The organism is Serratia fonticola (genome assembly GCF_001006005.1).
GTDB lineage: Bacteria > Pseudomonadota > Gammaproteobacteria > Enterobacterales > Enterobacteriaceae > Chania > Chania fonticola.
The window spans coordinates 2,739,911-2,759,611 of record NZ_CP011254.1 but is presented as its reverse complement, the minus strand read 5'-3'; the positions used below and the strand labels follow the sequence as shown (position 1 = coordinate 2,759,611).

The following is a 19,701-nucleotide window of genomic DNA, read 5'->3' as shown; positions in this document are numbered from 1 at the left end:
GCATGGAATAGAGTAGAAAAATGAAACCTATAATCAGCCCCCTGCACATCACTCTGGCAAGTGCCCTGCTGGCTATGAGTGGGTTAACTCTGGCCGATGGCCAACTGATGGTGATGCCCGCACGCAGCACAGTTGAAGGCACTCAGAATCGTACCGTTCAGGTCAGCAATCTTGGAGATAAACCCCTTTATCTGAAAATCGATATGGTGCGCATTGAAAACCCCGGTGAGAAACCGGAGCGTAAAACACCGATTGGCGAGCTCAGCGTGCCGGAAATGATGGCCAATCCGGCCAAATTGACGTTAGGCCCAGGCCAAAAGCGTGATATCAATCTGGTGGTGTTGAAGGTACCAGCGAAAGAGACCCTCTATCGCTTATACATCGTGCCAATCAACAGCATCAAGGTAGTGGGTGAGAATAGCCAAGAGAAAATCAAGGCACCGATCACCTTTGGCATAGCCTATGGGGTACTGGTAAGCCACTTACCCTCCTCCGGCTCGCAAACCCACGGCTGGGCTCACCAATGCCAAGCCAACGGGCTGCAACTGACCTCCACTGGCAACATGCATACACTGTTTAGCGGTTTGCAGGTGGTCCCGGCAGACAGCATGCCTGGTGAACAAAAAATCTTCCCGGGATTACCGCGGGTATTCCCAGTGAAAGCCCTGAAAGGCCAAGCCGATGGTAAACCCTTTGATCTGCGCTGCCCGTAAGGCCGCCTCAGCGCTGGTGCTCTGTACGCTCCCCTGGGGAATGGCGCAGGCGCTGATTGATATCAGACCGAAAATCGTCGAAATGAAAGGCGAAGAGGCAGTGGTGAGCGTGATCAATACCGGCGATAAATCTGAGTTTGTCGAAGTTGGTCTGTTCGAACTGGTTAACCCCGGCGTACCGCCAGAACAGGAACAGCGGATACCTTTGGGTATCATCAAAACGCCTTACCTGTATGCCGCACCGTTCAAGCTGACGCTGGGCCCACGCCAGGAAAAACGGGTGCATTTGAAAACGTTGAAACAACCGGCTCAAGAAAAGGTGTATCGGCTCTCAGTTATTCCGCAGCAGAAGCTCAACATCAGCGGCCCCCGTGGAAATGTGATGGTGGTCAATTTGGGGTATATGGGCCTGGTGCGCCAATTGCCCGCCAATCCTACCGCCACCTGGCAGCACCGCTGCGGATCGGAAGGAATAGAGTTGGCAGCGACCGGCAACGTACGGGTTGAGTTCAGTGAACTGAAGCAGGATGGCAAGGCCGTGGACAGCTTTAACGTCTACCCTGGCACGCCGCGTCATATAGCTGGCAAAACATTACGCGGCAAGGCGCAGGACAACACTTTTACCCTGCAGTGTGGCGCATAAAAAGGAATGAGCACCATGAAGCTATGGCAACAGATGATAGCGGCGGCGTTGTTGCTGCCAGGCATTGCGGCAAATGCAGCCGACTCCCCCTTGGGTGGGGTGCCGATCACCATCAACCTGACCAACCTGCCACAAATTACGGTAGAAAAACCAGAGGGTGGTTGGTATGACACACTGGCGCTGGACAACAGCAGTGGTAGAGACGTCACCCTTTATCAAGCTCAAGTGCCGGTAAAGGTCAGTATCCGTAATGAAAGCGATTTCAGCGTGACGCTGGTTAACCCGTTGATCCTGACCCACAGTACGAACCCCTCGCTGACGTTCAGCACCGCACTGGTCGAATTTGGCAGTAGTACCACTACGCTGCAGGCACTAAGTGCTACGCCGATAGATTTCAGCAACTCGATCCCCCTGGGAGATACCTCAGTAGGGAATTATCTACTGTCGGTGTCAGCCCATCAACCTCCTGGTGTTCGGGGTGATATCACTGGCGACTATGTGGGTGAACTGATGTTGCTGTTTGAAGTCAATATATAGCGTTTATCCCTTGTGATGACGGCGTTTTGAACCAGATTTATTTTATTAAGGAATTATGATGAACAGACGTTTCCCAGGGTTCGCTTTTTCAGGGATACTCCTGCTGTGTTGCGCTACTCAACCCACAATTGCTGGCACTTTTTACCGACTGACCCCAAGCAATTGCTCTATTACCAGTACGGGGAGTAACAATGAATGGAAAGTCAGCTTTACTATTCAGAGTACAATGGGCGCAAGTGGTGCAAGCATTGGTAATAACTCTGTCAATAATTTTACAATTTCTGTGCCAACAGCAGCAAACGGTACAATAAGCCGTACCGGTAACCGGTTTGTAGTACCACCGCCGGCATCAAATTTTAATCTCTCTGCCGGACTGGCCATAACTAGCAATAGCCCGAACGCTAGTTCTATTACCATCGGTTCAAGCAATGCCTCTACTCCTGCAATAATTACATCGGGTGGCACCGTGACCTTTATCGTCTCACCAACAGAGGCGAATAATGCCTACCCAGCGGCCTTAATCTCGACAACCTCCCTGTCGGATAATGGCAGCAACGTATCGGGTGGCTATTACTGGTTTATCCCTACCATCACAACCAGTGCCTGTACACCATCTGCTGGCAATACACCACCCGCGGTAGTTCCCCCAATATCGGAATTAAATCCGATAGACCCCGAGTTTACAATGAATTCGGCTGAGTGGATGTTACAAACAACCGACTTGGTTGACTTACCCGATGTCACCTCTGCAAGCACTGGTTACCCAGTAACGATTAACAATATTAACAACAACAATTTATGCGTGCGATACGTGACGGCGGGAGTCACCAACAAGCAATATGCGTTGGCAGTCACCAATAGCGCTAGTTCACCAGGGGGGCGTAATCTGTTTGCGCTATCGGGCCCTGATAGCAGCCAATTATTCTATAATTTGCAGTTAGCGAGTAATGACGGCAATGCCGTTAACAACTTTAACTTCCCAACAGCAGGCACCCAAAATTATATCACTTTAGGACAAACGAATAATTACTCATCCGATCACAGCGAAATGTGTTGGACACCCAAAATAAACCTATTCAAAAATTCGTCAACCCAGCAAGGCCTTCACTCTGACACATTAAATTTTGTTATTACCCCAAAAGCATAAATGAGATAAGTCGTACGAGTAGGTGGTGTAATTCCCAGGAGATACCATGCTGAATAAAAAAGTAATCATTCAATGCCCCTGCCATTTTACCCGCAAGGGGATTGAAAGCGTTTTACAAAACATACAGCTTATGGTTGAACTCGACGTCATTGCCAGTTTAGCCAAGCTCAACCAGTGTATCAAGCAGTTAAATACAGGGACTGTACCAGATATCTTAATAATGACCTTGAGTAGCATGGTGAACAATCCATCATCCACCCTAAGCCTACTCGGTGAATATTGCCAAGTGAACCCAAGGGTAAAAACCATTCTCATTAATGATCTGGTCTCTTTCGGTGTTATGGGACGCTATATTTGCGAATTCAAGAATGTCTGGGCCATATTGGATACTTCAAGATCGGTGGAAGCACTGGAATTTCAACTACTCGATACTTTCCAGCCTTTCACAGGACGTTCCCCGCTACGGCATGCCACGACATCTTCTCTCTCGCCACGTGAAATAGCGGTATTACAGAGGCTACTAGATGAGAAAAAAATAGTTGATATTGCTAATGAGTTGCGTATCAGCCCAAAGACCGTAAGCAGTCATAAACGCTCAGCGCTGTTTAAGTTAGGCATCCGTTCATTACAACCACTGATGATCCAAAGCTACAGTAGAAAGGCTATAATCAACGTATTTTTATCAAATTACATAGAAAAATAAATTTAAATTCATGACGTAGCCTTATACTTTAAAATAAAAAACATGATATAACCATTAGCGGAAAGACTATAATTACAGCTATAAACCCTAGAATATTAAACATAATGAAATGCGGATGAACCCATTAAAAAATCTTATGGAGCATGGTGTTCACATGACTTATTTCTCTTCATTTTAATAAAGTTTTCAATAAATAAAAAGAGGTAATATGAGATACCTACCTAAACTGCAACAACTTCAAACGTTTCAAGCCATCCTTCTGCATGGCAGTATCCGCACTGCCGCCAAAGCTCTGGGTCAGTCACAACCAGGAGTGACACGCAGCCTGCAGGAGTTGGAGCAAATATTAGGTATCTCCCTGATAACAAGAGGAAGTACTGGTGTAGTCCTTACCGATATAGGGAGGCTATTTAATTCACGTATTGAGTTAGTATTAAATGAGTTAGATCGTGCGTTGGATGAAATCGAACATCACACTAGCTCTACATCCGGCCCCGTGACCATCGGGCTATCACTGTTACCTATTTTAACTATACTTCCTGGTGCAATAAAGCGTTTTAAAGTAAAACATACCAAGTCATGTGTGACCAATGTAGAGGGACAAATATCCGAACTATTACCCGGCCTGCGCAATGGCAAGCTGGATTTTATCATCTGTGCTCATGCTCCTTTAGAATATCTGGGGGGATTGATCCAAGAACCTTTAATGAGTACTCAATACTTTATCTATGCTCGTAAAGGGCATCCATTAGCGAATTGCAACTCATTAGTCGAACTACAGGATGCCGACTGGTTTTTGCCCGTAACAAAAATAGGATATTACGATAAATTAGATCAATTTTTGTTTAAGTCCAGTAATAGTCAACATAAATCGATCATGCGCGGAACGGGGTGTGCCGCGCTGCAAATGGTGATGAATGCTGATTATTTGACCATCGCCACCAGCCAGATGATTCACAACAGCCATTTAAAGCAGGATTTTTGTATTATTCCGGTAAAAGAAATACTGCCTACTGCCAAGTTTTGTCTTATCTACTCATCCGAACGCCCTTTAACTCTGGCCGCTAAAAATTTGATGCATGAATTCCGTTTGGAGAGTCAGTATTATGATTGGAGTGAGCCTATAATGCCCTAACGGTTCCCTAGGTTTATTACGCAAAATCCTTGCTTATACCAGAGACAATACCGTAATTATCAAACACCCTATCCTTCTCTACCATTGATACTATATGAGGATCGCCTACGGTGATAATAGGGTCTAAACCAGTCATCCACCTTTCGGGTTGATAAATTCAGCAATAATACCAAAGGCTTGGGGTCAGTTCCCCAACCATCTGGACTCCGTCATGGGGCAGCCAACTGTCGGTAAAGACGCTTTGTATCGCGATCAGTTGGGCATAGTGGCGGATCCCCAGCTTGTGCATGGCTATGCCCTTCTGTGTGGAGATGGTTTTGATACTGCGCTTCGTCAGCGCGGCAATTTCGGCGGGAGTCATCCCCTGTATCAGGTACTCGACCACTTGCCGCTCACCCATAGACAACGTTTCCTCATCACACCCCGGTAAAGTGCAGCCAGCCCGGCTATCCTCCCCCAACAGAATCTGACGCAATTGCGCATGCCATAAGACTAACGGTTGCCCCAGATCCACGATATGTCTCACCCCCAGACGGCGCAACCGAGTCACCAGATAAGGAATGGGGTCATCCAGAATAACCATCAGCGCGACGCCGGGAAAAGAGATACGCGCCTGCTGAATAAAGCGCAAGGCTAGCAATAAGTCTGCCTGTTGCCCAACGTGCAATGACATCACCAGCACATCCACCGGCTGTTCATCCAGATACCATTGTGCTTCAGCGGCTTTCTGGCAGTGCCAGACCCGCGATAGCGAATGGGTGTTGAGCAACGCCCAAATCCCAGCCTGAAAGAAACGGCACGGTGAAACTACTGCCACGCGGTACCGCTTCTGGTTAATCATGTCGTGACATACCAGGGGGAATTCGGCGTATTGTAGGGTGTGTCAGTGACCTGACTGCGTAAATGCTGGAATAGTTCCGCGTCATTGCGAACCCCCAACTTGCGCATGCTATTGCACTTATGTGCGCTGATGGTTTTAACACTGCGATGCAGTAAATCAGCCACGTCAGAAACGCTCATTCCTTGCTGCAAGTACTCCAGTACCTTATGTTCCGCCTGCGTCAACACCACCAAACTGTCCTGCACTTGCGCAGGAGTGGCACTGTGCAGCAGGTACATTGCCATACTGGGGCTACAAACCTTGGCACCGGTCAGCGCCTGTGCCATATCACGGCGAGTCTGCTCCTGCGACTCCTGGCGGGCAAGCAGGCTGATGTGCGGCCGGAGATTCAAACGCGTCAACAACGCAATGTCCCGGCAATAGGTGCACACCACAATGCGCAGCGCGGGCGCACGTTCAGAGAGCATCAGCAACTGTTGCGTGTCGCGAGCAATCTCCTGCGGCGAGCCACTGAGCACCACCGCCAACAGGTCAATTTGTGGCGGCGCCCATTGCGCCAGCAATTGCTCAAGCGAAGAGACCATCACCACCAGATGCATAGGGGGATCAAGGTTCTGAATAAAATGTGCCATCCCTGCCTGAAGCAAGGGTATAGGGGCAACAACGGCTAATTTGACAACCGATAAAGGCGTATTCATGAGCGACTCCTAGATCAGTAATCCATTACGCGCTAGATAATCTCCACGAGTATAGAGATCGCTATCACTATGGAAGCCGAGCTTAATCATGGCACGGCGTTTATGGGTGCTGATGGTGCGCACATCCCGAGCTAGCACCCGCGCCGTGTCGGTCACGGTTCTGCCAGCAAACAGGCACTCCAGTACGTCCATCTCACGTCCGGTTAGCGATAATGACGGCGCGCCATTGCCAATCAGGTTCACCGCTGACGGGCTAAGACTGGACAAACCCGCCATCGCGCAGAGGACGCCTTGTGTCAGTGATGACAAGGGATCCTGTTTAAGGTAGATACCGCTGACCCTCAACGTTCTCAACTGTGCAAGCAGGTGCGGTTCCTGCAAAGAGGTGGCAACGATAAGCGGCACCCGTGCCCAGTACTGACGTAAATGGCTAATCATTCGCAGCCCCTCCAATACCGATTCACCTTCGCCACACAGCTCGGTGATCACTACATCCACCTTGCCTTGCTGCATCGCCACTGGCAGATCGCACACCTTTTCTACGTGCACACAATCCATGACCTGAAACTGTGGTGGCTGGAATGCAGAGCAGATCCCGGCACGCGTTATCGGGCAAGCATCCATGAGCAATACCCGGTCGATGCGGCATGCCGTCTGCATTTTCGGTAGGGGTGTGTTGTTCCATACGGTTGATGTCATCATGATAATAGTTCCGTTATTAATGACTCAGCTTGTCCTGATAGGTGCTGGCACCCAAAATAGACTTGGGTGCCGATGTTAAAGCTTGCTACGCCAATACACACAGCGGCCAGGGAAACCAACGCCGGCCGTCTAAACTTGACCGTGTTTTACCCGCCGCGATAACTGACTTGGCTCATCAGTTATAGGTAAAGTCGACTGACATTACCGAAGCAATATTACCCGGCGTAACCACCCCTTTGGCATAAGCACTGGCTCTCAATGCGAATGTGGCCGTGGTTCCTACCACTGTCGTTTCCATGGTAGACCCCGGGTTTTGCAAGGTATACGGGGACACATCTTGCGCCACTTCTACCGCCACGTTATCTGCCATCCCCGTACCGCTAGTCGTCGCGTAACGCCCGCCAGCCGCGGTATCCGCCGTACCGCTAAACGAGGCGGTAACTTTGCTGGTTGTCGTCGGACAGTCCTTCACTACCAGCTTGAATGGCACCGCCGTGGAGGTGTTTCCTGCCGTCGCCAGGTCCTTCGCCTGAATACTGGTCCCCAGATTGACGTTCAAGTCTGAGTTGGTGGTATCTACCGTGCAGGGCGAAGCCACTACAACGCCGGTAATATTAACTTGAGTTGGAGCTGCCACTACTTGATTAACACCGGCCCCCAAAACCAATAAGGCCAGCAGCGTACGTTGAGTTTGTTTTTTCATGATGTTTCCTTACTGTTCCCGTCTATATTCCAGGCAGGGAATTCCTGCCTGATTTCCTTGAGTTAAAAAAACCTAGTTAATTTCGGCATTAATGGTGGCCACGGCATTAAACCGTCCCAGCGCCGGGGTATTACCCGTCACGTTCATTGGTGCCAGCGTCATAGAACTGGTACCAGTTTGTGCAGAATAGTCGAAGGTGACGGGCAGATTTCCATTGACCGGCGACACGATATTATTGTTTGCGTCGCGTACCCGGACCCCGATATCAGTATTATCGTAGGACTTCAATGCGGTTGGATCTCCACTCGCGGGCTCTCCACTAAAGGATAAGCTGACGACAACACCGTTAGAAATATTGTTACAGGCCAGCGTCATATTAACGACTTTGGGGGTAAACCCATTGGCAATGTCACCCTTGGTTTTGATGTCATTTGACATGATATTATCGAAATTGACATTAATGACCTGCCCGGCATTAATTTCACAAGATTGTGGTACCGTTACCGATCCGCTCATATAGATAGATGACATCGGCACCCCACCAAATGACTTATCGACTTTTGAACCATAAAGGTCCAGGATCTTAGTGTTTGGGATGACGACCTGCCCCACAAATGGCCTGGTAAAGTACAAAGACACAAAACCACTACTACCGGACGTCCAGTTGGTCATACCCTTGCAAGCGCTGGGATACAGGTTGCTTACGCTAGCGAATGGGGTAGCAATATTTTCCTGCTTACCCCCTCCGACCCACAATTCAGTGGCAACTTCCAAATATCTATTTATTGAATAAAAATGTAAGCCATCATAGTCCCTTGTAAAGGTCAGATTGCTGGGCACCTCTGCCTTATAGAAGGTTATGGGCGAGTCTGTACAATCACAATTGGCAGCATAATCACCACCTAAATTCCACTGATAGGTCTGCTTATAATACATGCCAGCCGAGTTATCCCCTGGATTTTCGAACTGTTTGACAAAGGGGAAGTTATATATCTTCGTGCCACCTACCGTGGTACACCACCCGGTTGCCGCAAAGCTTGATACGGAAAACAGGCACAGCAGGCCGCCCAATGTTAATTTAACTAACCTGATTAACTTCATCATCGTTCCTTACCGGCACTGCGCATTCAGCATCTGAATGCCAGCACTTTCCGTTGTCTGTTTTGTCAGTGAGTAACTCACCTGACACTGTTGGTCTGAACCGCTGCCCCACTTCACATTCAGGCTGCCGCTGTCTGCCATACCGGTCAGATAAACCTGGCCACCGTCCCCGACGATAAATCCCTGTGCAGTTTTCTGTGCCGGATCGCTCACTGTGGCACCGAACGGTACCGGTGCGCCACCCTGGCGTAACAGAGTCATCAGTATTCGCTGGCCCACGTTAGCCTGGAAGCTGGCTCGAACTACAGCACCGCGGGTTGGCACCACGTTCTGAGAGGTCAACTCCACCTCTACGTCATCCGCCATAGTCTCGGTGTTCAACTGCACCTGATTCTTGCGATAAGGGCTGACGTACGGCACGATGGCATAACCACGCCAGTCGGTTTTAACCCCGGTCTGGTTGTTAACCCCCGTGCCACCGGCTCCTGGTGCTTTCACCAGCGCAATGGTTTCCCCCAACGGCTGACCGAAGGTCACCCCGTCCTGGTGCGCTATAATGCCGCCCTGCAGGCCGTAGTTCAGTCGTTGACTGTTGCGATCGTAGGCATAACCCGCCAACACTTCCCCATAGGTACCGCGATAGTCGGCATTCAGGTTGCCGCCGTTGCCGATGCCCTTGTTGCCATAGCTTTGCTGTACGCCCCAACTCAGGTTGTTGTCCGCTAACGCCGTACCGTTCAGGCCGACAGAGTTGTTAGTGGACCCCTTCTGGCTGGTATTCAGGTTGTAGCTGGCATAAGTCCTGCTCAACCAACGATCCAGCGGCATGCTGACGTTAAGCGCAAAGATCTGATCGCGGTCATAAATGGCGCCACTGCTGTTGCCACTGGCCGTCGAGTTTTCGTTATAGCTGTAGCTCAACCCGTAGCTGATACCGTTCCAGCTGTTGTTATAGCCGACACCAATCGAGCGTAAGGTACGATCGCTGTTCCAGTAGTCTTCGCTGACCCAGTTTAATGACAGGGTTCCCGCCGCATCTCCCAGGTTCTGGCTGATGGTCAACTCGCTGCGGTTGCGCTTGCGGTCGGTGAGCCGGTAACTACTACCGTCACGGTAGGTGTCCAATACTTCCTGCAAACTGTAGTAGCCCGCGGTTGAGTAACGGTATCCGGCAATCGAGAAGTTGGTACCCGTCTGTATCAGGTTCTTGCTGTAACGAACTCGCCATGATTGGCCATCGGTTTTAGGTTGGTCTTGCATCGTAGACCATGCCTGGGTCACGTCTGCCGATATGGCACCGATGTCACCCATGTTCTTGCCCAGCCCCAAGGCCACAGACTGGTACTTACTGGCAAACTGGCCACCGCCGTAGGCAGTAAAGCCATTGGACAGACCATAAATCGCTGTACCCTGGCTAAACAGGGTCTTGTCTATGCTGTTGTCATAAGAACGGTACTGCCCGCTGGTGACTGAGTACTTCAAACGACCTTGACGCTGCAGCACGGGCAGCGAGGCAAACGGCACCACCATCTGCTGTTGGCTACCGTCGGCTTCCCTAATGGTCACCAGCAGGTCACCGCTGCCCCCGGTAGGGAACATGTCATTGATTTCAAACGCACCTGGCGCCACGTAGGTCTGGTAAATCACATAACCGTTCTGGCGGATAGTCACCTGCGCATTGGTTCGTGCAATACCCCGTACCATTGGCGCATAGCCCTTCAGGCTGTCCGGTATCATTTCGTCGTCCGAGGCCAACTGCCCACCACGGAACGGTACGCTGTCGAACACGTCCGAAGGTGAACTGCTATCCCCCAGCGTCATCTGACTTTTCAGCGCGATAATGTCACGCTGGGCATAGGTATAGATGGTGTCCCATTTATCCTGGCCGTCACTGCTTCGGCTCCAGGTCGTGTAGTTACGCAACCGCCACGCCCCGAGGTTGACACCTGGCCGCAGGTTGACGAACTGGCTGTTGCTGTCTTGGTTATTACCATTACGTGCATAAGTGTTGGCTCCGCTCATGCTGTAGTTGAGCAGCAATGCCGGAATACCTTGATCCCACTGGCTTTCAGGAACGTAACCACGTGCTTTCTGTGAGAGGGCTGCCTGAGGAATACTGATCAGTAATTGCTGTTCGCTGAAACGGAACTTGGCGCTGGCCTGGGGAATGGCACTGATGTTGGCGCATTGTGACTTGGCATCACCGAGCCCTGGGAATAAATCGGTTTTCACCCCCAAGGCATTAAGTTGCTCTACGCTCAGACAAGGTTGCAGATGCTCTTTGCCATCAGCCCCTTTTTGCATACTGAACGTCACATCCCGTGTGTCCTGCTGTTCGTTATTGAGATAGATATCGACCCGATAGGTGCCTGGTGCCTGACCTATGCCTTCCTCAAAAACCGTTAAATCTGTCGCGCCCTGGTTTGGGTTATCCATTTGCAGCAGTGCAGGGTTAAAATAGTCACGCGCCTGTACGCTAAAGGATAGGGTTCCCATCAATGCTAGCTGGGTAGCAATCAAATAAGCCAGCCTGCTGATGCGTGGCGAATGCCCGGCCTGGCTTTTATTGTTATTCATCCGTTTTACTCCATTGCCTGCAGGGTAAAATCCCCCCCTGTGTCCTGTGCCCCACGGCCTGTGGGGATGCCTATTCAATCAACGCTATACCTTGCAACCTGCTACAACGCTGCGAGTTGCTCTTTGCTTACCGCCCCGTAGTCATTGATAATCTTCCAACTAAGCGGGCCGCCGCTCACTCCGGTTGGCAGTGCAAAGCTTGCCGTACTCATCGGAGCCACATAGGTCACATCGCTCAATTTCTTGCCTGCAACCTTCACCTCATAGAAATTCATATAAAACGGCGTCGGGTTGGTCACCTGCAGGTTATTACCACTGCGTTGCCAGGTCAGTTTCTCTGTGACTTGCTCCGGCGTGCCTTTGATGCCCTCCGGGCGGTAAATCAGCTTGATGCGCGTCTTCACTGCAATTTGCAGCGTATTGCGGACTTCAGCTTTGCTGGCTGCGGGGATGGACTTGATGTTCATCCAATACAACGATTCTTTATCTGAGGGCAGATTGCCCCCGGCACGCACCACGCGCAGGACGTTTTTCTGGTCGCCATCCAGGCGGAACAGCGGCGGGGTCACCACAAAGGGGGCTTTCTCAGCGCCACCTGCGGTGGTCTCTACCCAAGTCTGGATGAGGTACGGCCCCTTGTCCGGGTTACTGACGCTCAGTGAAGACTCCTTTTTACCGCCTTCATAAATCAGGCGCGTACCGCCCACAACCACACCGGCCTGAGCAGCACAGCTCATCATCAGCAAGCTCGTCAGCACTGTGGCAGGAATAAATTTCATACAAACACCCCGTGAAATGAGACATAAAGGCCAGCTCAACTACCGCTGGCCTGAAATCAGAACAACTAATCTCTACGTCGAATTGGTAAAGTCTTAGTTGTAGTTAAGGGTGAAGCTAGCGGTGGAGTTCGCAACACCAGAAGTGATGGTGGCGGAGGTAGAGATATAACGTGCAACGAAGTTCAGATCGTTATTACCCGCAGCCAGTGGATATGCTTTAGATGCGGTAAACAATGGAACTACAGTGTTAGCGTCATCGCTCAGCTGAATACCAACACCTGTTGCGCCACCAGCAGCCAGTGCCAGAACGGTGTTGTCACCAGACACAGCGATACCGTCAAATTTGACTGCAGCTTGAGTTGCCGCAGCCGGGCAACCTGTCAATTTGATGGTGAAATTGGTAGCAGAAGATTTAACACCCGCAGTCGGAACGCCACCCACGTTGAAAGAAGTGGTAGCGACTTCACCCAGATTCACTTGCAGTGGGCTGCCTGGGTTGTTAGTCACAACACAAGCGTCGTCGGTGATTTTACCTACGAAATCCACTTGACCATCAGCAGCAGCAGCAGCGGTAACGGCAAACACAGAAGAGGCCAATACGGCAACAGCAATCAGATTCTTTTTCATACAACACTTTCCTTTAATGTAATGCACCCATGTGCATAGCAAAATTATTTGACATAGCCTTATGTCGTTCCCTGTTTATTTAGTTCCTAGCGATAACCTCGCCCGTTAAATAACTGCCTAGGCCGTTAAGCCTTGTCTAACCGACGAGTCATTTTGAACTAAAGTGTACCGTCCAAATATTTATGCTGAAAATTCTTAGTCACCAGCATTAAACTTCAACTGGCGAACAATTAATGAACAACCATAAAGCGTTAAGACTATCTTCAATGCCAAGGGGGATTTTTTAGACCAGTCAGGAGTGGGCTTGAACAGCCACTTATGGGGGAGAGCGCAATGATGAATAGCTGTCCAGAAATCAACTTAACTTACTGATGTTAATCATTATTTAAAAATTAGGAATGTTGCCACAACAAATTTGTTGACTCGCAAAAAGATAATCCTTAGAGTGCGTGACAGTTTAGTTCAAAGTGTACCGGGTGAATTAAATTATTACATTTTGTTTACCAGACTTCTTTAAATCTCCGCGCATTGCTGGCCGTATAAAGTACGGTGTGCTGAATATTCTTATGCCCAAGAAAATCCTGAATCAATCGAGTATCTATCCCGCGGTCTGCCAGCGCGAATCCACAACCATGTCGCAGCATGTGAGGATGGGCGTTAACCTCCAGACCAGCCAACTCGCTGTAATGACGCATTAACCAGTAGATACGCTGGCGGGATAGATGATTACCCTTCTCGGAAAGGAATAACCAGTCGCTTTCGGCACCTCGATAAGTGCGTCTGACTTTTAACCAGGCGCGTAACGCTTTATGTTCTTTGGCATATAAAGGATGAATGGTGGAAAAGCCGTTTTTCAGGCGATGGATATAAATGCTTTTGCCCTCCAAATCGATATCGGAAAGGCGCCAGCGGTTGATCTCACTGACACGACATCCGTGGATAAAACACATCCAAATCAAACAGTAATCGCGTTCAGCGTGTTTACCCTGCTGAGTAGCTCCTAGCAGACGCGCAACTTCGGAAGGAGTCAGATGCTTGCGATTATTCATAGTGCCTCACTGTGACTTTACTAAAAAATGTGCAGGGCTATTCATCCTTTTACATACCTACAAGATTCATAGGATCGCTGATGCAAGGGTTGCGACAGCTTCAACCTATCCCAGATCAGTATAGCGGAGAGGAAAAAAGACAACAGCCATGGAATTGCTAAGGATATCCGACAAAAAAAAAGAAATGCCATAGAAAAGCCAGTGATCTATGATTTAAAGGATTATCCTTTCTTAAGTAAGAGATAAATCCTAAAAAATTAAATCACAATATAATGAAACACCCCATTAATAATGAGTGCAGTAAACAATACTGGATTTATACATTACTCTTCATGACATTCTTATCCATGAACGCATGATAAATTAGAGGTGGCTATATATCTAATGTTAAACTCAACCAAGATTGGATGAGTCTAACAATCATAGATTAAATAAACTGTTTTTAAGCAGATTTTAATTATATTCTAATCGAGCGAAAGCGCCCCGCGTTACTGGCAGTATAAATTACCGTATTCTGAATATTTTTATGACCCAGATAATCTTGGATTAAACGAGTATCAATGCCGTCATCAGCCAGCGCATAACCACAGGCGTGGCGTAACATATGCGGATGCACGGGGACATTCAGTCCAGCAAGTTCACCGTACTCACGGAACAGGCGATGCATCTGCTGGCGAGAAAGTCGCCCCCCCTGGCGTGACAGAAACAGAAAATCACTGTCTGCTTCAAGATATTGTGGGCGCAGGGCCAGCCAACTGACCAGTGCGGAGTGCTCACGCGGCTGAATCGGATGTTGGACGGAAAAGCCGTTTTTCAGGCGATTGACATACAATTTTTTGCTGAGTAAATCCAGATCCTGCAGGCGCAGATTACAGAGCTCGGAGACGCGCAATCCATGAATGAAGCAAACCAGCAACATACATTTATCACGGACGGTATTCTTATGATCAGGAATTGCATCAAGTAAACGCTGTACTTCATCCATGCTCAAAAACTTACGATTGGTGTTAGCCGACATGCGGTATTTCCCTATACACGTTTTTTTTCAGATATTGGATTTAACGCTATAAGAAAATTCTGGTCAAGCTACAACCTGATGCTCAGCATAACTTTGTGGAATAAATCGAATTTCAGCGGTTTTAGTGCCATTTATTCATTTCCCCCTGTGGTAATAACGTGTGGGAAAGTCTATTTTTTGAACAGGAGATCTTAGCAACGGTGCTTTATTAACCGTGCAGATCGTAAGCTAGACTCACCATTTGATAGAAGGAGGGGCGATCGTGGATGCTCTGAGGTGAGGCAATAGGGGGTTATCGAAAGCACTTGGGGTATGCAGAGATACCCCAATAGAAGAGTAAACCAGGCTTGCCTTAGACGGTCAAACCCCCGTCAAGGATCAGGCTTTGGCCCGTCATATAACGGCTGTCATCACCGATGAGAAACGCGGTGGTACGCGCCACTTCGCTGGCTTTGCCCAGGCGGCGCAGAGGAATTTGCTTGCGCAGCGCCTTCAGCGCCTCCGGCGGAATGGCCTGCGTCATCTCGCTTTCGATAATCCCGGGCAGCAGGCAGTTCACCCGGATACCAAAACGGGCCACTTCCAGCGCCAGAGATTTCCCCATGCCGATCATCGCCGCCTTACTGGCCCCATAGGCCGTTTGCCCGGTATTGCCCTTGATGCCCGTCACTGAAGACATCAGCACCATCGCCCCCTCCCCCTGTGCCATCATGGCGGGCAGCAGGTGCCGGTTCCAGTAGAAGATGGCGTTGAGGTTGGTGTCGATCACCTGCCGCCAGCGCTCACCTGTTTGCTGGATATGCAAATCATCCAGCGTGATCCCGGCGTTGTGGATCACCGCAAAAGGCGCTCCGAGGCGTGTCAGCAACTGTGGAGCCACTAGGTTCACCGCCTGCTCGTCACTGCCGTCACAGACGCAGCTTTCCACCCAACCCGGCAAACCCGCGCAGGTTGCAATCACCGCCGCGCTGGCCGACTGGCCGCTACGGCAAGTGAACACCACGTTCCACTGCTTGGCCAGTTCTTCCACTAACGCGCGGCCAATCCCCCGGCTACCCCCGGTCACTAATACCCATTGTTTAGTCATAGGATTACTTTTGCGTGTCAGCCAGGCTTTGACAGAGCTCACCCAGCGTCATATTCGGCTGATTGATGAACATTTCGGCGTTGAGCGTGACTCCGAACTCACGCTTGGCCAGCACCATCAGCTCCACATAGTCCAGGCTGTCCAGCTTCAACTGCTGCAGAGGCATCTCTGGGGCCAGATCGGCCATCTCAAGATCTTTGGCATCACAAATCATTTCAGTAACGATGTCGTAAACCTGTTGGTAATTTCCCATGGTAATATCCCTATGTTTAGTTGTCGGCCATTGGCCATGTTTTTAAGGTCACCGAGGTGACAAGCAACGCTTGCCACTGCGTTCTGGCCTCGATCACCGCGCGTAACACAAATCCGCTGCTTCGGTCCCCGATCACCAGCATCGGCTGAATGCGGTAGTACAGCCGATCTTCGGGTGCAAATAGCGTTTCGGGGTTGAATAATCGGGCGCTGAAGTGGGTCTCATGGTGCGTCTGTACCACCGGGAGCTGGGCAAACACCTCAATCAACGTAGCGACCTGCAGTTCCGGCAGCGCCGTCGTCAGCGCCGCCAAGGTTTCCGGGGATTTCACCAGCAATTGGAACAGCAGGGCGTCAAAGAAACTCCACGCCTGAGTGGCCTCCGACGCCTGTCCCGGGAACCGCTGGCTGAGAGCCATCACCTCGTTAACGGTCAGCGCATGCTCATACTCAGAAGCTACCGGCTCTAACGACTGAGCCGGAGCCAGTTTGCTGTTGAAACAGCTTTCCTGCGTGACACTGTCCAGCAACTTGCCGGTGATCTGCTTGCCGCTGCCCGCTATCTGCAAGTGATACGGCGTCTGGCACAGCACCGGTCGGCGCATGCGAGCGCTGAAAACATAAAAGTCATGCTCCAGCGGAGTCGCAAGCAACACCTCACTCAGATGACGTTTCATGTCCAGCATCGCACGCATCCCGTGGACACTTAGCTGATCGGCCCCCATTTTGCGCACGTGCTGCAGATCAAAATGGATCGGGTTGTAGTCGCCGGAAAAGGCGGCCCACTCTTCAGCATCACGCAGGGTATAGTTGAGGATCATGCTCATGCCTGCCCGATAACCAACGCCGCGTTAGCACCACCGAAACCAAAGCTCAGATTCAAGATGTTCTGTAACCGGGCCGGGCGATGCCCTTCGCTGATGTAGTCCAGATCGCACTCCGGATCGGCATTTTTCAGGTGACAGGTGGCTGGCATCAGCTGATGCTGCAACGCTTGCAGACAGATGATGGATTCAAAGCTGCCTGCCGCCGCAATCAGATGCCCGGAGTAAGACTTGGTGCTGGAAAGCGGGGTGCTATAGGCCGCCTCGCCGAAGGCCAGCTTGATCGCTTGGGTTTCATTCAGATCGTTGAGAGGCGTAGACGTGCCATGCGCATTGATATAGTCAATCTCCTCCGCCGTTACCCCGGCCTGGCGCAAGGCATGCTGGATGGTTTTCACCCGGGCAATCTTGTCTTCCGCCGGTGCGGTAAAGTCGAAGGCATCGGAGTAATTGCCATAGCCCTTGATTTCCCCCAGGATGGTTGCCCCACGCGCCAGTGCGGCTTCGCGCTCTTCCAGGCACAACACGGCAGCACCTTCGGACAGGACAAAGCCGTTGCGATCGAGGCTGAATGGGCAGCAGGCCTTGCTGGCATCATCCTGCTCACTCGCCAAGGCGCGCAGGATATCGATGTTCCATACGGCGGCATCGGTACACAGCGACTCGCCAGCCCCGGCCAGCATCATCGAGGCACGGCCACTGCGGATCACCTCAAACGCATCGCCGATGGCGATCGTCCCGGTGGCACAGGCCGCAATCGGGCTATTTTGATAACCGCGCAGGCCCCAGTACAGGCTACAGGCCGCCGTTGCCGCATTCGGCATAGACAGGAAACAGCCAAACGGTGAGCCTAACCCCGTGCGCAGATAGCCTTCGTAATTAATATGGGTTTCATCCTGACCCGCCCAGCCGCTGCCGATGATGGTGCCGCACTCAAGCAGATCGTAATAGGCCGCCGGGCTCTCCCCGTGGAAGGCCATCTCCATCGCTTCGCGGGCCGCCCCCAACGCCAGGCGGGCAAAACGTGGCAGGCGGCGACGGATCGCCGCAGGAACGCCTTTCAGGCTGGGTTCATCGTCGATCACCCCGAAGAAACGTGACTGGATCCCTACGGCGGACCGATCGAAATAGCGGTAGCCCAACTGATAATCCATAATCGCCGCCCAGCTTTGCTCGGCATTCATCCCCAATGGCGTGACCGCACCAAAGCCTGTAACCACCACGCGACGTGACAAAGCATCTTTATTCATGATCTCATCCTGTTATATCACTGTCTTTTTCCACACCGCCGCCCAACGCCAACCACAGCTTCATGGTGGCATTGAGGTAGTTGTACTGCAGATCTGACAAATTGGTTTCGATGGTCAGCAGATCGTCCTCGGCATCCAGTAGGCTCTGGAAAGAGACGGCCCCCGCCTGGTACTGGCTTCTGGCCAATACCAGACGCTGCTGGCTAAGCTGCAGATTCTGTTGCTGATTGATTTTTTGCTGTTGATAGCTGAGCCGTTGCGACATGGCGTTATCCACGTCGGCAAGCGCGTTGTAGACCTGGCTGCGAAAGACGATCGCCGCCTGTTTGACGTCCAAATCCGACTTCTCAATGGTCAATTGCACCGTGTTCCATTGCACAAACGGCAACGCAGCGTTGGCTCCCAGCGTCCTGACCGGATTGCTGAACCATTGAGAGAAAATGCTGCTGGCAGAGCCGAGTGAGGCCGCCAGTGACAGCGATGGATAGAAGCTTAAACGCTCCACATCCGAACCGGCCAGGGCTGCTCGCAGACGCCCTTCCGCCGCCTTCACGTCTGGACGGCGGGCAATGACCTCAACCGGCAGCACTTTGGCAATTGGCACATCCTGATTGATGTCCAGCGAGCTGCGCTCTGCCTGACGATCGGTGGGCGAACGGTTAAACAGGATCGCCAGCGCATTACGGTTCTCTTCCCGCTGCTGTTGCAACGTGCGATAGGTGTTCTCACGATTAAGCAACGACTGTTTCGCCTGTAACAGATCGAGCTGTCCGGCAGCACCGGAAGCATAACGTGACTGCACCAGAGCCAGCGTCTGCTGACTGATTTCCAGACCCGCTTGCTGCTGTTTTATCTTCTGGTTAAGGCTGGCGATCTGCCAATAATACTGCGCCGTATTGCCGATCAGCGTCAGCGCGGTGTTTTGCCGATCCTGCTCCGTGGCTTCAACCTGCCACTGCGCCTGCTCCCTCGCTCGCGCCAATTTACCCCACAGATCCAGCTCATAGCTCAGCGACAACGTTGTGCTGTAAGATTCCGTCGGAGTCGTATTATTCCGCAGGTTTTTGTTGTTGTTAGCGCTACCCGTAACTGAAACATCAGGCGTTAAATTGGTATCGGTTAACCCAGCCGCCAATCGGGCCTGCTGCAGCTGTATGCCCGCGATGGCCAGATCGTTGTTGCTGGTTAGCGCGCGTCCGATCAGCATCGAGAGCTGTGGATCCTCGAAGTTATCCCACCAGTGGTCAGTGTGTTGCAGATAGCCTGAACCAGTATCCTGCACTCGCCACTCGGCGGGCACCGACAGCATTGGCCG

21 protein-coding genes are annotated in these 19,701 nt (G+C 51.0%); 6 read left to right on the top strand and 15 right to left on the bottom strand.

From position 1 onward, the window contains the following. Positions 1 to 20: 20 nt before the first annotated feature. The 6 genes from WN53_RS12275 to WN53_RS12250 all read left to right on the top strand — a co-directional run bounded on the left by WN53_RS12275 (position 21) and on the right by WN53_RS12250 (position 4,878). Positions 21 to 713 (top strand): hypothetical protein, encoded by a 693-nt coding sequence (locus tag WN53_RS12275; protein WP_024483487.1) that lies wholly within the window; start codon positions 21 to 23, stop codon positions 711 to 713. After that, entirely contained in the window at positions 682 to 1,356 is a 675-nt protein-coding gene (locus WN53_RS12270; RefSeq protein WP_024483488.1) for a fimbrial biogenesis chaperone, read from the top strand. Before WN53_RS12275 ends, WN53_RS12270 begins: the two co-directional genes overlap by 32 nt. Before the next feature lie 15 nt (positions 1,357 to 1,371). Further along, positions 1,372 to 1,893, top strand: coding sequence for a hypothetical protein (locus tag WN53_RS12265; protein WP_024483489.1), 522 nt, complete (start codon positions 1,372 to 1,374; stop codon positions 1,891 to 1,893). A 55-nt stretch (positions 1,894 to 1,948) separates the two neighbouring features. Then, positions 1,949 to 3,040: a hypothetical protein gene (locus WN53_RS28655; RefSeq protein WP_158645279.1), complete on the top strand. Its 1,092-nt coding sequence runs from the start codon at positions 1,949 to 1,951 to the stop codon at positions 3,038 to 3,040. Between the two features lie 46 nt (positions 3,041 to 3,086). Further along, positions 3,087 to 3,743 carry a helix-turn-helix transcriptional regulator gene (locus WN53_RS12255; protein WP_024483490.1) on the top strand — a complete coding sequence of 219 codons (657 nt, stop codon included), beginning with the start codon at positions 3,087 to 3,089 and terminating at the stop codon, positions 3,741 to 3,743. 208 nt (positions 3,744 to 3,951) lie between these two features. After that, positions 3,952 to 4,878, top strand: coding sequence for a LysR substrate-binding domain-containing protein (locus tag WN53_RS12250; protein WP_024483491.1), 927 nt, complete (start codon positions 3,952 to 3,954; stop codon positions 4,876 to 4,878). A 157-nt stretch (positions 4,879 to 5,035) separates the two neighbouring features. Here WN53_RS12250 and WN53_RS26820 read toward each other — a convergent pair whose 3' ends face one another. The 15 genes from WN53_RS26820 to WN53_RS12175 form a co-directional block, all read right to left on the bottom strand. Continuing rightward, complete coding sequence (locus WN53_RS26820; RefSeq protein ID WP_024483492.1) at positions 5,036 to 5,719, bottom strand: helix-turn-helix transcriptional regulator; 684 nt, start codon at positions 5,717 to 5,719, stop codon at positions 5,036 to 5,038. Continuing rightward, the gene (locus WN53_RS12240; protein WP_024529781.1) at positions 5,716 to 6,417 is read right to left on the bottom strand and encodes a helix-turn-helix transcriptional regulator; all 702 of its coding nucleotides are present in this window, start codon (positions 6,415 to 6,417) and stop codon (positions 5,716 to 5,718) included. Before WN53_RS12240 ends, WN53_RS26820 begins: the two co-directional genes overlap by 4 nt. Before the next feature lie 9 nt (positions 6,418 to 6,426). Beyond that, complete coding sequence (locus WN53_RS12235; RefSeq protein ID WP_080660661.1) at positions 6,427 to 7,119, bottom strand: LuxR C-terminal-related transcriptional regulator; 693 nt, start codon at positions 7,117 to 7,119, stop codon at positions 6,427 to 6,429. A 175-nt stretch (positions 7,120 to 7,294) separates the two neighbouring features. Continuing rightward, a complete protein-coding gene (locus WN53_RS12230) occupies positions 7,295 to 7,822 on the bottom strand; it encodes a fimbrial protein (RefSeq protein WP_051346236.1) in 528 nt (175 codons plus the stop codon). Between the two features lie 72 nt (positions 7,823 to 7,894). Beyond that, positions 7,895 to 8,926, bottom strand: coding sequence for a fimbrial protein (locus WN53_RS12225; RefSeq protein ID WP_080660662.1), 1,032 nt, complete (start codon positions 8,924 to 8,926; stop codon positions 7,895 to 7,897). Between the two features lie 6 nt (positions 8,927 to 8,932). Beyond that, entirely contained in the window at positions 8,933 to 11,500 is a 2,568-nt protein-coding gene (locus tag WN53_RS12220; RefSeq protein ID WP_024483497.1) for a fimbria/pilus outer membrane usher protein, read from the bottom strand. 101 nt (positions 11,501 to 11,601) lie between these two features. Then, a complete protein-coding gene (locus WN53_RS12215) occupies positions 11,602 to 12,279 on the bottom strand; it encodes a fimbrial biogenesis chaperone (RefSeq protein ID WP_024483498.1) in 678 nt (225 codons plus the stop codon). A gap of 93 nt (positions 12,280 to 12,372) precedes the next feature. Continuing rightward, entirely contained in the window at positions 12,373 to 12,906 is a 534-nt protein-coding gene (locus WN53_RS12210; RefSeq protein WP_024483499.1) for a fimbrial protein, read from the bottom strand. Positions 12,907 to 13,406: 500 nt separating this feature from the next. Next, entirely contained in the window at positions 13,407 to 13,955 is a 549-nt protein-coding gene (locus tag WN53_RS12205; protein WP_024483500.1) for a tyrosine-type DNA invertase, read from the bottom strand. Positions 13,956 to 14,412: 457 nt separating this feature from the next. Next, complete coding sequence (locus WN53_RS12200) at positions 14,413 to 14,973, bottom strand: tyrosine-type DNA invertase (RefSeq protein ID WP_024483501.1); 561 nt, start codon at positions 14,971 to 14,973, stop codon at positions 14,413 to 14,415. 352 nt (positions 14,974 to 15,325) lie between these two features. Further along, positions 15,326 to 16,060 carry an SDR family oxidoreductase gene (locus WN53_RS12195; protein ID WP_024483502.1) on the bottom strand — a complete coding sequence of 245 codons (735 nt, stop codon included), beginning with the start codon at positions 16,058 to 16,060 and terminating at the stop codon, positions 15,326 to 15,328. Between the two features lie 4 nt (positions 16,061 to 16,064). Further along, entirely contained in the window at positions 16,065 to 16,313 is a 249-nt protein-coding gene (locus WN53_RS12190) for an acyl carrier protein (protein ID WP_024483503.1), read from the bottom strand. Positions 16,314 to 16,329: 16 nt separating this feature from the next. Beyond that, entirely contained in the window at positions 16,330 to 17,133 is an 804-nt protein-coding gene (locus tag WN53_RS12185; protein WP_051346238.1) for a hotdog family protein, read from the bottom strand. Positions 17,134 to 17,135: 2 nt separating this feature from the next. Then, positions 17,136 to 18,386 carry a beta-ketoacyl-[acyl-carrier-protein] synthase family protein gene (locus WN53_RS12180; RefSeq protein WP_024483505.1) on the bottom strand — a complete coding sequence of 417 codons (1,251 nt, stop codon included), beginning with the start codon at positions 18,384 to 18,386 and terminating at the stop codon, positions 17,136 to 17,138. A 4-nt stretch (positions 18,387 to 18,390) separates the two neighbouring features. Further along, positions 18,391 to 19,695, bottom strand: coding sequence for an efflux transporter outer membrane subunit (locus tag WN53_RS12175; RefSeq protein ID WP_425313911.1), 1,305 nt, complete (start codon positions 19,693 to 19,695; stop codon positions 18,391 to 18,393). Between the last annotated feature and the right edge of the window lie 6 nt (positions 19,696 to 19,701).